The sequence below is a fragment of the Arsenophonus apicola genome, from assembly GCF_020268605.1.
GTDB classification, from domain to species: domain Bacteria; phylum Pseudomonadota; class Gammaproteobacteria; order Enterobacterales; family Enterobacteriaceae; genus Arsenophonus; species Arsenophonus apicola.
Genome location: NZ_CP084222.1, coordinates 902,353 through 915,786 on the forward strand (window position 1 = coordinate 902,353; position 13,434 = coordinate 915,786).

The 13,434-nt window shown below is 40.1% G+C and carries 9 protein-coding genes and 3 pseudogenes; 3 read left to right on the forward strand and 9 right to left on the reverse strand.

Annotated features, from left to right (window positions below; translation table 11 throughout):
• Window positions 1–188: 188 nt before the first annotated feature.
• From ftsP to LDL57_RS03940, 7 genes and pseudogenes are all read right to left on the reverse strand, one after another.
• A complete protein-coding gene (ftsP, locus tag LDL57_RS03910) occupies window positions 189–1,604 on the reverse strand; it encodes a cell division protein FtsP (protein WP_225507091.1) in 1,416 nt (471 codons plus the stop codon).
• A 208-nt stretch (window positions 1,605–1,812) separates the two neighbouring features.
• Window positions 1,813–2,547, reverse strand: a complete 735-nt coding sequence (locus LDL57_RS03915) for a 1-acylglycerol-3-phosphate O-acyltransferase (protein ID WP_180560132.1) — start codon at window positions 2,545–2,547, stop codon at window positions 1,813–1,815.
• 51 nt (window positions 2,548–2,598) lie between these two features.
• Window positions 2,599–4,854 carry a DNA topoisomerase IV subunit A gene (parC, locus tag LDL57_RS03920; RefSeq protein WP_225507093.1) on the reverse strand — a complete coding sequence of 752 codons (2,256 nt, stop codon included), beginning with the start codon at window positions 4,852–4,854 and terminating at the stop codon, window positions 2,599–2,601.
• A 36-nt stretch (window positions 4,855–4,890) separates the two neighbouring features.
• Window positions 4,891–6,786 (reverse strand): DNA topoisomerase IV subunit B, encoded by a 1,896-nt coding sequence (parE, locus tag LDL57_RS03925; RefSeq protein ID WP_180560130.1) that lies wholly within the window; start codon window positions 6,784–6,786, stop codon window positions 4,891–4,893.
• A gap of 96 nt (window positions 6,787–6,882) precedes the next feature.
• Window positions 6,883–7,467: an esterase YqiA gene (yqiA, locus tag LDL57_RS03930; RefSeq protein WP_180560129.1), complete on the reverse strand. Its 585-nt coding sequence runs from the start codon at window positions 7,465–7,467 to the stop codon at window positions 6,883–6,885.
• A pseudogene (locus LDL57_RS03935) lies at window positions 7,467–7,805 on the reverse strand (metallophosphoesterase family protein); the annotation flags it as partial. The pseudogene LDL57_RS03935 and the gene yqiA, both read right to left, overlap by 1 nt.
• A gap of 114 nt (window positions 7,806–7,919) precedes the next feature.
• A pseudogene (locus tag LDL57_RS03940) lies at window positions 7,920–9,071 on the reverse strand (RNA-guided endonuclease InsQ/TnpB family protein); the annotation flags it as partial.
• Between the two features lie 58 nt (window positions 9,072–9,129).
• Between LDL57_RS03940 and tnpA the strand changes: the two are divergent.
• Window positions 9,130–9,534 carry an IS200/IS605 family transposase gene (tnpA, locus tag LDL57_RS03945; protein WP_225505529.1) on the forward strand — a complete coding sequence of 135 codons (405 nt, stop codon included), beginning with the start codon at window positions 9,130–9,132 and terminating at the stop codon, window positions 9,532–9,534.
• Window positions 9,535–9,609: 75 nt separating this feature from the next.
• Here tnpA and cpdA read toward each other — a convergent pair.
• Both cpdA and nudF read right to left on the reverse strand, forming a co-directional pair.
• Window positions 9,610–10,119, reverse strand: a pseudogene (gene cpdA, locus LDL57_RS03950) (3',5'-cyclic-AMP phosphodiesterase); the annotation flags it as partial.
• A gap of 106 nt (window positions 10,120–10,225) precedes the next feature.
• Window positions 10,226–10,873, reverse strand: coding sequence for an ADP-ribose diphosphatase (gene nudF / locus LDL57_RS03955; RefSeq protein ID WP_180560127.1), 648 nt, complete (start codon window positions 10,871–10,873; stop codon window positions 10,226–10,228).
• Window positions 10,874–11,106: 233 nt separating this feature from the next.
• On the opposite strand from nudF, the gene tolC reads away from it, so the two are divergent.
• Both tolC and LDL57_RS03965 read left to right on the forward strand, forming a co-directional pair.
• Complete coding sequence (tolC, locus tag LDL57_RS03960) at window positions 11,107–12,489, forward strand: outer membrane channel protein TolC (RefSeq protein WP_225507095.1); 1,383 nt, start codon at window positions 11,107–11,109, stop codon at window positions 12,487–12,489.
• A gap of 210 nt (window positions 12,490–12,699) precedes the next feature.
• Window positions 12,700–13,434 carry a DUF1190 family protein gene (locus LDL57_RS03965; protein ID WP_180560162.1) on the forward strand — a complete coding sequence of 245 codons (735 nt, stop codon included), beginning with the start codon at window positions 12,700–12,702 and terminating at the stop codon, window positions 13,432–13,434.

Sequence of the window (13,434 nt, forward strand, 5' to 3'; positions counted from 1 at the left end):
TTTTACATTTAAAAAATCCAATCACTCTTCAATAAATCTACATTTTTATAAAAACAATCAAATCATTAATTACTATTATATAGATAATTTTAAATAATAAATAACAATCAAAATAATAAAAACATAAAATAATACAAATTACTTTTTTATTAATCAGCCGCAAAAATATTCTATATTATAGAAATAAATTAAGCTGATGGGTTGATCACCATCTGTGCAGTTGAGCCTTTATCCGCTTTCTCTAAATTTTGACTAAAATACAAAAAAGGAAAATGATCATAAGACGGTTGTAGCATATTAACTAATAATTCACTGTAGCCATTTATCCATACTGTATCTTTCCAGCCATAATCCTCTGGGCCAGGTACAACACCATTATGATTAATAACTTTGAAACGAACACCTTCAATATGAAATGCTTGAGGCTCATGCGCTTTTACTATCCAGCGTTCCCATGCTCCCTGCTGAGTGATTAAGTCAATACGATTTACATCCCGCATCATACCATTAATGCCAAAAGGTTTACTAAGGGTCACTTCACGATTACGAATAGTCGATGTGATTTGGCTAGTGTCATTAACCAGTGTTTTTGGTAAATTATCGGTTACCAATGATAATAGCCCTGATGAACAAATGGTTAAAACCTTGGTCGAATTTAATAAAGTTGATGGTTCGAAAAGTCCTTTAATCCGATCCATAATACCTGCCGCTCTGCCAGCCGTTATCGTCAATAACTCTGTTTTGGACATATCAATTAATACTTCTCGACGCTCGCCAGGCGCCATAGGTAATTTATCGATACTCACCGGAGCAGGTAGTAACCCTTGATCACTCGCTATCAAAAAAAATGGTCGCTTATCACTGATTTCCAATACGTAGCGTCTTGAATTTGATGCATTAAGTAACCGTAAGCGGATCCAGCCGCGAGCGACTTCAATATACGGCTCCTGCACACCATTAACTAATAAAGTATCACCTAAAAAACCTTCCGCTGTCGCTTTATAGTGTGGTGTTCCAAAACTATCTAGCCGTTTATCTTGCATAATAATAGGAAAATCATCCACGCCGTAATGATTAGGAATATTTAAATTCTTACTGGTCTTATCAGACACAATCCACATACCAACCAAACCATCATGAATTTGTCTTGCCATCTTGCCAGGTGTATTCGCATGATACCAACAGGTCGCAGCGGGTTGACGGATCGGCAGTACCGGCGACCAATCAACATTGGGTGACATTAATCTGGCTGCCCCACCAATTTGAGTACCTGGAACTTGTAACCCACTGACTGTCATAGCAACTTCTTCAGAGAGTCGATTACTATATACCAATTTCAAATCACTATCCGTTTCTACTCGAATGGTTGGCCCTAAATAATAACCATTGCAACCAATAGTCGTAGTACGATGGCTACCATCAAAAGACCAATAAGATTTTTTCAACGTAAGAAACAACGGTTGACCCAAATGAGATTCTAATAGAGGCGGGATTGGTAATAATGGGTATCCTGCATTTTTTTCTGCTCTAACCGCAGTAGGAAGCATAGAAACACTCATTGCTATACTTGATAGCTTAAGAAATCGACGCCGACTTAGTGACATAGCCTCTCCACAAAATCATTAATAAGCTAGCGCCATTTATTGTTCATAAAGGAAATATACTTATCCTACTATCTGCTAGTAATTGTGTTATCCCAATTATTTGATAACTCTATTCAATTAAGACAATAGATTGCTACAACGCCAAATATTAATATATTGTTAAATATGATCATTTAGAAACTAATTTGCTTGAAAATGAACTTAAATTTTATTTCATTTTTTGCTCTATTTCTGCTACTTCTTTATTTAATTCTGCAATTTTAGCTTTAAATAAATCATGGCAATAATCTGCCAATTCACGCACGTTTTCTCGATTATACTTTGTTGTGTCAATAGACGGTAGCATTTCGACGATCACTACTCCATTATTCCAACGATTTAGTTTAATGCGCCCTTCTGTTTCAGATAAACAGACCGGTATTATTGGCACACCTGCTGCAATTGCTGCATAAAATGCACCGGTTTTAAATGGCAGTAAACCTCGACCACGACTACGGGTTCCCTCAGGAAACATCCAAACAGAAATTTTTCTTTTTTTGATCTGTTGAACAACCTGCGAAATGGTATTGTGCGCTTTAGTTCGATTAGCCCTATCAATAAGAATATTACCAGACAACCAATATAGCGGACCAAAAAAAGGAATAAAGACTAAGTTTTTTTTCCCAACAGTAACGGTATTTGGCTGTACTGCATTTGACATCGTCACCATATCATAGTTATTTTGATGATTACCTATATAGATACTGGGACCGTAATCTTTGGCTTCAGCTGGCACTCGACTAATAATGGTAATACCAAAAACATAAGATAATTTACCAAACAGCCGGCCAAAGCGCATAACATGGCTTGGATTTCTTGGACTAAATAAGCAAAAAAAACATCCTAACACGCAAACCAATATCGTAAATAGGATCACAATAATAATACGAACTATAGCTAACATATTTACCTCAAGTAATAAGTAACTTCACCCATCTATAAAAACAATCGAAGATTATTTATTACTAGCAGGTGTTACTTCTATACGCTCAATACTCTGTAATCCACGAGGTAATGGAGAACCTTTACGACCTCGTTCAGCACGATATTTTTGCAAATCTTCTGGATTTAATTTCATTTTTCGTTTACCCAAATAGAGTGTAATTGAAGACTGAGGCTGCAAAAATATTAACCAAACTAGCAGATCCTCTCCGCTGGCTGATTGAGCAGCAGAAATATTAATAATTTTATTACCTTTTCCTTTAGAAAGCTGTGGGAGATCGCTAACAGGAAATATTAGCATTCGGCCTGCTTTAGTAATTGCTAATAATAAATCTTGCTGTTCATTGTTAACTTCTAATGGTGCTAATACCTTAGCATTATTCGGTAAGGTAATTAATGCCTTACCTGCTTTATTTTTTGCTACTAAATCACTAAAGGTACAGATAAACCCATACCCCGCATCCGATGCCAACAAATATTTTTGCTCTTCAGGCGCTGTCAATACATGTTCAGTCGTTGCGCCAGGTGGTAATGCCAATTTGCCAGTAAGAGGTTCTCCCTGCCCTCGTGCAGAAGGAAGATCAAGCGGATCTAATGAATAACTTCGCCCTGTGCTATCAAGAAAAACGACCGGTTGATTAGTTTTACCTTTTGCTGCACTACGGAAACCATCACCCGCTTTATAATTAAGGTTAGTCGGATCAATATCATGACCTTTTGCGCTTCTCACCCATCCCATAACAGAAAGGACAATAGTAACCGGATCAGAAGGCAAAATATCATGTTCATTCATGGCTTTTGCTTCAATACGCTCCTTAAGCGGTGAGCGACGATCATCCCCATAGGTCTGTGCATCTGTTTCAATTTCTTTCTTGATTAAGGTGTTTAAACGACGTTCAGAACCCAAAATAGCTTGTAGTTGATCACGCTCTTTCGCTAATTCATCTTGCTCGCCACGTAACTTAAACTCCTCTAGTTTAGCCAAATGACGCAATTTCAATTCCAGGATAGATTCAGCCTGAGTTTCTGAAAGAGCAAAACGAGCCACTAATACGGCTTTAGGCTCATCTTCATTACGGATAATATGGATAACCTCATCTATATTCAGATAAGCTATTAATAAACCGTCAAGAATATGTAAGCGTTTTAATACTTTTTCTAAACGATGATTTAAGCGGTTACGCACAGTTTCTCGTCGAAATAATAACCATTCATTTAAAATTTCAACCAGTCCTTTAACTGCTGGGCGATTATCCAAACCAATCATATTCAAATTGACCCGATAACTTTTTTCTAGATCCGTCGTGGCAAATAAATGCGTCATCACTTGTTCTAAATCAATCCGATTACTTCTTGGTACAATCACTAAACGTGTCGGGTTTTCATGATCTGACTCATCGCGTAAATCTTCTACCATCGGTAATTTTTTGGCGCGCATTTGTGAAGCAATCTGTTCTAACACTTTAGCACCAGATACCTGATGAGGCAGTGCAGTAATAACAGCATTACCATCATCCATTTCCCATACGGCACGTAGCCGAATAGAACCACGGCCTGTTTGGTAAATTTTTTGAATATCTTCTTTTGATGAAATAATCTCTGCTTCTGTTGGGTAATCAGGAGCAGGAATAAAATTCATCAACATATTAAGATCAGCTTTTGGATTTTCCAATAAAGCAACTAATGCACTTGCTACTTCACGAGCATTATGTGGCGGAATATCGGTCGCCATACCAACTGCAATCCCTGTGGTACCATTTAACAGTATATTGGGTAATCTTGCCGGTAGGGTTTTGGGTTCAGTTAATGTTCCATCAAAGTTAGGCGTCCAGGCTACTGTTCCTAATCCTAATTCACTAAGTAGCGTTTCCGCGTATTTTGACAATCTTGATTCAGTGTAGCGCATCGCAGCAAATGACTTAGGATCATCGGGTGCTCCCCAGTTCCCCTGGCCATCAACTAATGGATAACGATAGGAAAACGGTTGTGCCATCAACACCATAGCCTCATAACAAGCACTATCACCATGTGGATGATATTTCCCCAATACATCACCGACTGTACGTGCTGATTTTTTGTATTTAGCCGCATTACTCAAACCAAGCTCAGACATGGCATAAACAATTCGGCGTTGAACAGGTTTTAACCCATCGCCAATAAATGGCAATGCTCTGTCCATGATGACGTACATGGAATAATTGAGATAGGCATTTTCGGTAAAGGTGTAAAGTGGTTGTTGCTCTACACCATCGTGAGTTATCTCACTCATTCATTTAATTCCTCAGTCTCTGATTAACAGTGTCGATTACACTTCAATTTCTATCGCATCGCCTTTATCTTGTAACCAATTTCGACGATCTTCTGCCCGTTTTTTCGCCAGTAGCATATCCATCATCGCTAGTGTTTCTTGATAATTATCATCATTAATAATGAGTTGGACTAAGCGTCGTGTATTAGGATCAAGCGTGGTTTCACGTAATTGCGTCGGATTCATCTCACCTAACCCTTTAAAGCGCTGGACATTCGGTTTGCCACGCTTATAACTTAGCCGATCGAGAACAGCAGCCTTTTCACCTTCATCGAGGGCATAATAGACTTCTTTACCTAGATCAATACGATATAAAGGTGGCATAGCAATATAAATATGGCCTGCTTTTACTAAAGCGGGAAAGTGGCGAACAAAAAGCGCGCAGAGTAATGTTGCAATATGCAATCCATCCGAATCTGCATCGGCCAGAACACAAATCTTACCGTAACGGAGCTGGCTAAGATCATTGCTGTCTGGATCGATACCAATAGCCACTGAGATATCATGAACTTCCTGTGAAGCTAAAACTTCATCGGAAGAAACTTCCCAGGTATTCAGTATCTTGCCTCTTAACGGCATAATCGCCTGATATTCACGATCACGAGCCTGCTTAGCCGATCCACCGGCTGAATCGCCCTCAACTAAAAATAGTTCAGTGAAATTAAGATCTTGAGATGTACAATCGGCTAGCTTACCGGGTAACGCAGGCCCGCTGGTCAGTTTTTTGCGCACAACTTTTTTCGCTGCGCGTAGACGCCTTTGCGCACTAGATATGGTGAGCTCCGCTAATTGCTCAGCTTCTTGAACATTTTGGTTTAACCACAAACTAAAAGCATCTTTTACCACACCGGAAACAAACGCAGCGCTCTGGCGAGAAGAAAGACGTTCTTTAGTCTGGCCGGCAAATTGAGGATCTTGCATTTTAACTGATAGAACATAAGCACAGCGTTCCCAAATATCATCACCCGTTAATTTCACACCGCGGGGAAGTAAATTACGGTATTCACAAAACTCCCTCATCGCATCCAGCAAACCTTGACGTAATCCATTAACATGGGTACCACCTTGTGCCGTTGGAATAAGGTTAACATAACTCTCGGTTAATAGTTCCCCACCCTCTGGTAACCAGAGCAATGCCCAATCGACCATTTCTAATTGGCCAGCGAAATTACCAACAAACGCTTTTTCCGGTAAAGTAACTAAACCGTTCACTGCCTCCATTAGATAGTCGGTTAAGCCATCGTTATAACGCCATGTCTGCTCAGTATTATTTATTTTATCCTTAAAGATGATTTCAACACCAGGGCATAGCACAGCCTTGGCTTTTAATATGTGTACTAAACGTGAAATAGAAAATCGTGGGTTGTCAAAAAAATGGCTATCGGGCCAAAAACGCACACCAGTCCCGGTTGTCCGTTTAGCACAACTACCAATTACCTCGAGTTCCTGAACTTTTTCGCCATTTTCAAAAGCTATTCGGTATATTTGGCTATCACGACTGACAGTTACTTCAATACGTTTTGATAACGCATTCACTACGGAAATACCAACACCATGTAGCCCGCCAGAGAATTGATAATTTTTATTAGAAAATTTTCCCCCAGCATGTAAATGCCCCAAAATCAGCTCTACAGCTGGCACTTTCTTTTCCGGGTGGATATCAACGGGCATACCTCGGCCATCATCAATCACTTCCAGCGACTGATCTTCATACAAGATGACATCGATACGTTTGGCATAACCGGCAAGCGCCTCATCGACACTGTTATCAATAACTTCCTGCGCCAGATGATTTGGTCGAGAGGTATCGGTGTACATGCCCGGGCGACGACGTACAGGTTCTAAACCACTGAGGACCTCGATTGCCTCTGCATTATAATTAGATTGAGTCATATTATTTTCTGCGGTAATTGACGATTAATTAGGCAAATAAATGCTGAGATACTGATGATAATAACAGTGATTCAGCTATTTTGAATAATTTTTTACTTATTTTGTCTTTGCCAAAGCTAAAAAACGCATAATTTGTGGAAAATAGTAGTCAAATCCAACAAAAGCATGGTTACCTCCTGACTCAATTGTTTGCTTACACTCCATAAGATAGGTAACAGCTTGACGATAGTCCAATATTTCATCACCAGTTTGTTGTAATAACCAAATCAGATCAGGTGCCGTTAATGTCTTAATTTGTATCTCTTGCAGTTCATTTAAATGATGGGGTTGCAAAATGTAGCATTCCTTTGTGTAAGGATTGACTTGCTCACCTAAATACTGTTGAAACAAATCAAAGGGGCGTACTGCTGGATTGACAATAACTGCGGGTAAACTAAATTTTTGCGATAACCAAATAGCAAAATAACCACCCAAGGAAGAACCTATCACGCCAATCGGCTCTCCCGCATGGGCCGTTACGAGATTCTGTAGTAACTCAATCGTTTCTGCCGGATAACAAGGAAGCTGGGGTATCAGCATATTAACTTCTGGGTGTTGCCCGCTTAACCAAGTTTTTAAGCTATTTGCCTTCTGTGATAGAGGGGAACTATTAAAACCATGAATATAAATTAATGTTGACATTAATAACCGCCTGAATCGAAATCTGGACGGTATTTATCACTAGCCAATCTGAAAACTTGGGTATCCAACACATTTTCACCGTCATCATTGATAGAAAGATCAAGATAACGCCATCCCGGTGCCAGAATATCTAATGTAAAATTAGTACAATGAGGTTTAAATTGGATACAAGTTGATGGTGTTGCCATCATGCGGATCCCTTGCCAATATTCATCTATTTCTTGATGAATATGCCCACATAAAATTGCTTTAATTTGCGGATATTGCTTTAAATAGTCAGCCACAATATGAGAATTACGCAAGCAATGTTGATCAAGCCAGGTACAACCTGTTGACATCCTCCCCACCTTCACACTTCGTGACTCAGGAGGGGATTCCTGTTAGTCGGAGACTATCTGATCGCTCAGAAGCCTGGTTCCTGCTGCTGACGGCATTACTGCACCGTTCACTTCACAGGCTAACACGGCATGTCCTGCCGCTAAAATGTTACGAGCTCCGTTGATATCTGCGTTCTCTGTATACCCGCACTCAAGGCACTCGAATCTACTTTGTGATTGACGATTTTCTTTCGCTGTATGACCACAACATGCACACCGTTGACTTGTATATGCCGGAGGCACAGCTAATACCTGACCACCGCGCCATAGCTGCTTGTACTCAAGCTGACGGCGCATTTCATACCAACCCTGATCCAGTATCGAACGGTTAAGTCCTGATTTTGCCCTGACATTCCGTCCGTGCTGCTCTTGTGTACCTTTTGCCGATTTCGACATGTTACTGACCTTTAAGTCCTCAATGACGATCATCGCGTGGTTTTTGCTGATTTCACTGGTGACTTTGTGAAGGTAGTCTTTGCGGATATTGGTTATATGCGAGTGGAGACGTTGGATTTTTCGCTTCTGTTTTTCCAGTTATTGCTGAATTTAACTTTACAGCTTAACTGACGCTGGAATTTCGCCAGCTTTTTTTGGTTGGTTTTAAAACTGTTTACAGGTTCAAACACTGTGCCGTCTGACAGCGTGGCGAGTCTGGTTACACCTGCATCCAAACCAATCATTGTTGCTGACGAATGAGGCTGAATGTCCATTTCCAGTTCGACCTGAAACGATATATACCAGTGTCCCGCATGTTGGCTAACGGTTGCGTTTTTAATCTTACCGTACAGCTTTTGCGACTGCCGGAACTTTACCCATACCAAACCTGACGGTAATCTCACTCTGCCATTATCGAGCTGACAATATTTATCAAAATTAACAAAACGAACTGAATCACGCCCGTCATTTTTCCTTTTAAATACAGGAGCTTTTGCTGCCAGTTTTTTATCAAAGCAGCGTTTCCATGCCCCGTGCAGATCTTTGAGTTTCTGCTGAAGATTATCCGTGTAGGCTTCTTGCAAAAGGAATGTTCCGGCTTTTTTTCCATTCTGTGAGCATCCGATTTAGTTCAAACGCTGACGGTAGTTTACCGCCGGATTCAATAATGCGTTGCGTCTCTGCTAGCCCGTAATTCCAGATAAAACGAGCGCATCCGCACAACTGCCGCAAACGTTGCGACTGTTTTTCGGTTGGTTCGAGTCTGAATTTGTAGGCTTTTAGAATTAGCATTATTACTCAGTGTGTAGTAAATTATCTCACTATCTTACCGTATATCCGGTTAATTTCAATGCAAAAATATAAAATCAACCGTTCAAGACATGCAGCGTTTCTTTTACATGTTCACCTTGTCTTTGTGACTAAGTACCGAAAGAAAGTACTCAGTGGCTTGCACTACAAAGCATTTCATCAGTATGCAGGTGAAGTGTGTCGCGACTTTGGGGCTGATTTAAAGGAAAGTAACGGAGAGTCCGATCACGTTCATATGCTGATCGAGTACCCGCCCACAGTGCAGTTGTCAGTACTAGTAAACTCGCTGAAAGCGGTAACGTCTCGTCGTCTGCGTAATGAGTTTCTAGACTTGCGTGGGGCTTACGGCAAGCCAGTGTTGTGGTCTCGATCATACTTTGCAGGTTCGTGCGGGGGAGCACCGCTGGAAGTTGTTAAGCAATACATTCAAAATCAGCGTGGCTGATCATTCTTCGGGCTTTTCAAGCCCGACCAAATTCCCCTCCCACCTTATGTCGGTGGGAGTACCCTTTGGAGGTTAAGATGGTAAAGGATGATGATGTAACATCAGTAAATGACTACGCTCATTGTAGGCATCAAAACAGCTTTTCATCCATAACAATTGTTGATTGGACAATTTCCCATGTACCGCACCCTGAATTTGGCTGTCCAACATAAGGATTTGCCTATTATCATTAATTAGCACCTGTTTAGAGGGTAAAATTCCTGCTTTCGCTAAAGTAGCTACCATTGCCGGTTGATAATCATGATTGCCTGGCAACCAAACACAAGGAGCAGCCAACCGTTTGATCCCTTCTGCAAAATGCTGATAGGCTTGGGCGGATTGATCTTGAGCCAAATCACCGGTAGCGACAACCAGATCAACATTTTCATTGCGCGCTAAAATTGCATCAATCACTGCATGAAAACTAGCAAAAGTATTGACGCCAAGTAGAGTATCATCAACATTAGCAAAAAGGTGAGTATCAGTAATTTGTAAGATCCTCACTAAATTTTTTTGCTTTGTTGTTAATTTAAACAGACTATCCAAGCAATTTCCTTAGTTTCTACCTACTTTATACGTTATTTTAACATTAATACTTTATCAATAACTGTTGGCTGATACACACTTCTTTTTTATATCTATGAATAAGTAGTTATTTTAAGTTATTCAACCAATTGTTTTTCAATCTAAGATGATTTAATTGTAACCACTGTATTGCGATTACAGTAGCCGCATTATCAATTACCCCTAATTCCACCCATTGATAAGCTTGTTCGCGACTAACAACATGGACACGAATATCTTCATTTTCGCTGTTCAATCCATGTATGGTGCCGGGTTTGATTGCTAATGCATCAATTTCACCGATATGTACATAAATACGCTCAGTGGTGCCGCCTGGGCTAGTAAGATAACTTAGTGCATAGTGACAACGCAAAATGGTAATACCCGCTTCTTCTTTAGCTTCACGACGAACTAGCTGTTCTAAGTTTTCATTTTGTTCTACCATGCCAGCAATAGTTTCTAATAGCCACGGTGTTTTGCTAGTTTCAATCGCCGGGAGCCGTACTTGTTCAACTAACACGACCTTATCAAGACAAGGATCATAAGGTAAAATAACGCCCGCATTGCCCCGTTCTAAAACTTCACGTCGAATTTCCTTGCTCCAACCCCCGTTAAACAACTTATGTCGAAAACGGTATTCTACAAAACGAAAAAAACCACTATAAAGATCGAACTTAGCCGTAATTTCCACATCATTTTGGCTAAACTTGAAGGGTAAATTTTTTTTATCACTCATAAAAACTCTCTGAATTTATATGCATTAACTGACAAAAAAGTGAGACTTATATAACGTTTTTTAAGGAAATTAACTTATAAATAATGTAACATCGACCAGATTTAACATGCTAGATGGCACAAACAGCTACCATGGAATAATGACATATTCTGCTAAAATTAGCGGTATTAATGTTTTTCTGAGATAACTAAAGCAAAAAATTGCATAATAAATTGCATAATCAAGGAATAAGAATGAAAAAATTTATCTCTCTTTTTATCACCATTAGCCTAATGGGACTAAGTGCCACAGGGCAAGCTGAAAATTTATTGCAAGTCTATCAGAAAGCAAAAGAAAGTAATCCAGATTTACGTAAATCACTAGCAGAACGCGACCAAGCATTTGAAAAAATTAATGAAGCTCGAAGCCCTTTACTGCCGCAATTAGGTTTAGGTGCAAATTTCACCTATAACAGCGGTTATCGTGATAACCGAGACACAGAAAACAACCAACTTGGCGCCAATATTAAACTCACCCAAACCATCTTTGATATGTCAAAATGGCAACAGTTAGACATACAAGAAAAAACCGCCGGTATTGCTGATGTTACTTATCAAACTAATCAACAAAAATTAATTCTTGATACTGCCACAGCTTATTTTGACGTGTTACGCGCGATTGACTTATTAGACTATATTGAAGCCCAGAAAAAAGCCGTTTATCGCCAGTTAGATCAAACAACCCAACGTTTTAACGTAGGATTAGTGGCTATTACTGATGTACAAAACGCCCGTGCTAATTATGACAGCGTATTGGCGCAGGAAGTATCGAGCCGTAATCAATTAGAAAATGCGTTGGAAAAATTACGCCAAGTTAGCGGCATCTATTACAGCCAATTAGCCGTTTTAAATATTGATCACTTCCGCACGCAAACACCTGCTCGAGTAGAAAAACTATTAAAAGATGCTGAAACGCGCAACTTAAGTTTACTCAGCGCGCGTTTGTCACAAGATTTGGCGCGAGAAAATATTCGCTATGAACAGTCAGGACATTTACCTACCCTTGGATTAGAAGCATCAACGGGCGTTAACAACACTCATTATCACGGTAGTGCTAATCATCTATGGAACCGAAATGATACTAGCTATACTGGCCAAAATAGCGTCGGACTAACGTTAAGTGTGCCGTTATATACCGGTGGCAAAACTAACTCACGCGTTGAACAAGCACAGTATGGTTATATTAGTGCCAGCGAACAGCTCGAAAGTACTTATCGCAATGTTATTCAAATAGTACGCTCTTCCTACAATAATGTTATATCTTCTATTAGTAGCATCAAGGCTTACCAACAATTAGTCATTTCAGCACAAAGTTCGTTAGATGCGATGGAAGCAGGCTATCAAGTCGGCACGCGAACAATCGTGGACGTGTTGAACGCAACAACAACCCTTTTTCAGGCAAAACAGAATCTAGCTAATGCACGTTATGACTATCTGATTAACGATCTGAAAATCCAGTATGCTCGTGGGACGTTAAATGAAAGCGATCTGATCCGTTTAAATAATAGCTTAGGCAAAACATTATCAACCTCACCGGATACAATTATTAATCCGATGAATGTTCCACAAATACATTAAATAAATACTCGCTTATTAATGCCCACATATTGTGGGTTTTTTTAGTGTAGCGAAAATTAATTAGAAAAGTTGTATTTTTACCACTTAAAATAAATAATCCGATTGATAGCCATATTTCTGTCAGCTTTATGCTTTAATTTCCACCGTAATTACCCTATTCTATCCTAGTTTGACGATTTTTATTTCGACCTTTAGGATAGGTAAATGATGATGAAAATAAAGCGCACGAAGAATATTAATCAAGATGCTTTTCGTAAAAGCTGGCGCGCCTACCGCTTAGCACCTGTCGCCTTAGCGATTAGTACGGTATTTATGTTGTCCGCTTGTGAACAAAGCGACGAAAGCGTATCTTTATATACTAATGCAGAGGATTGTGCCCAGAAAAACCCCGCTCAAAGTGAACAATGTTCGCTTGCTTATAAAAATGCATTGCAGGAAGCAGCAAAAACTGCACCTAAATATGCGACACGTGAAGATTGTGTGGCTGAATTTGGTGAAGAAAAATGTACTCAGGCTTCCAGCCAAATTGCAACGCAAACTACAGCTCAAACTGCAACACAAACTCCAGCTCAAGCCGGTTTGGCAGAAAATCAAGCCAGTGGACAAAGTGGTAGTTTCTGGATGCCATTAATGGCAGGTTATATGATGGGACGCCTAATGGGTGGTGGTGCAAATGCCCCAGCGCCTGCAGCGCAACCTCTGTTTAGCTCAAACAATCCTGCAAGTCCGGCCAATGGAAAATTTGTGGATGCCAGTGGCAAAAACTATGGACCGGCGGTAGCGGGAGGCAGAACAATGACTGTACCGCCATCAGCTCTTGCCCCCAAACCGGCAACGACGACCACTATCACTCGTGGTGGTTTCGGCGAATCAGTTGTTAAACAACAGGCTCACATGCAGCGTCAAAGTGCCACTTCGTCTTCTCAGCGTTCTATGGGAGGTTAA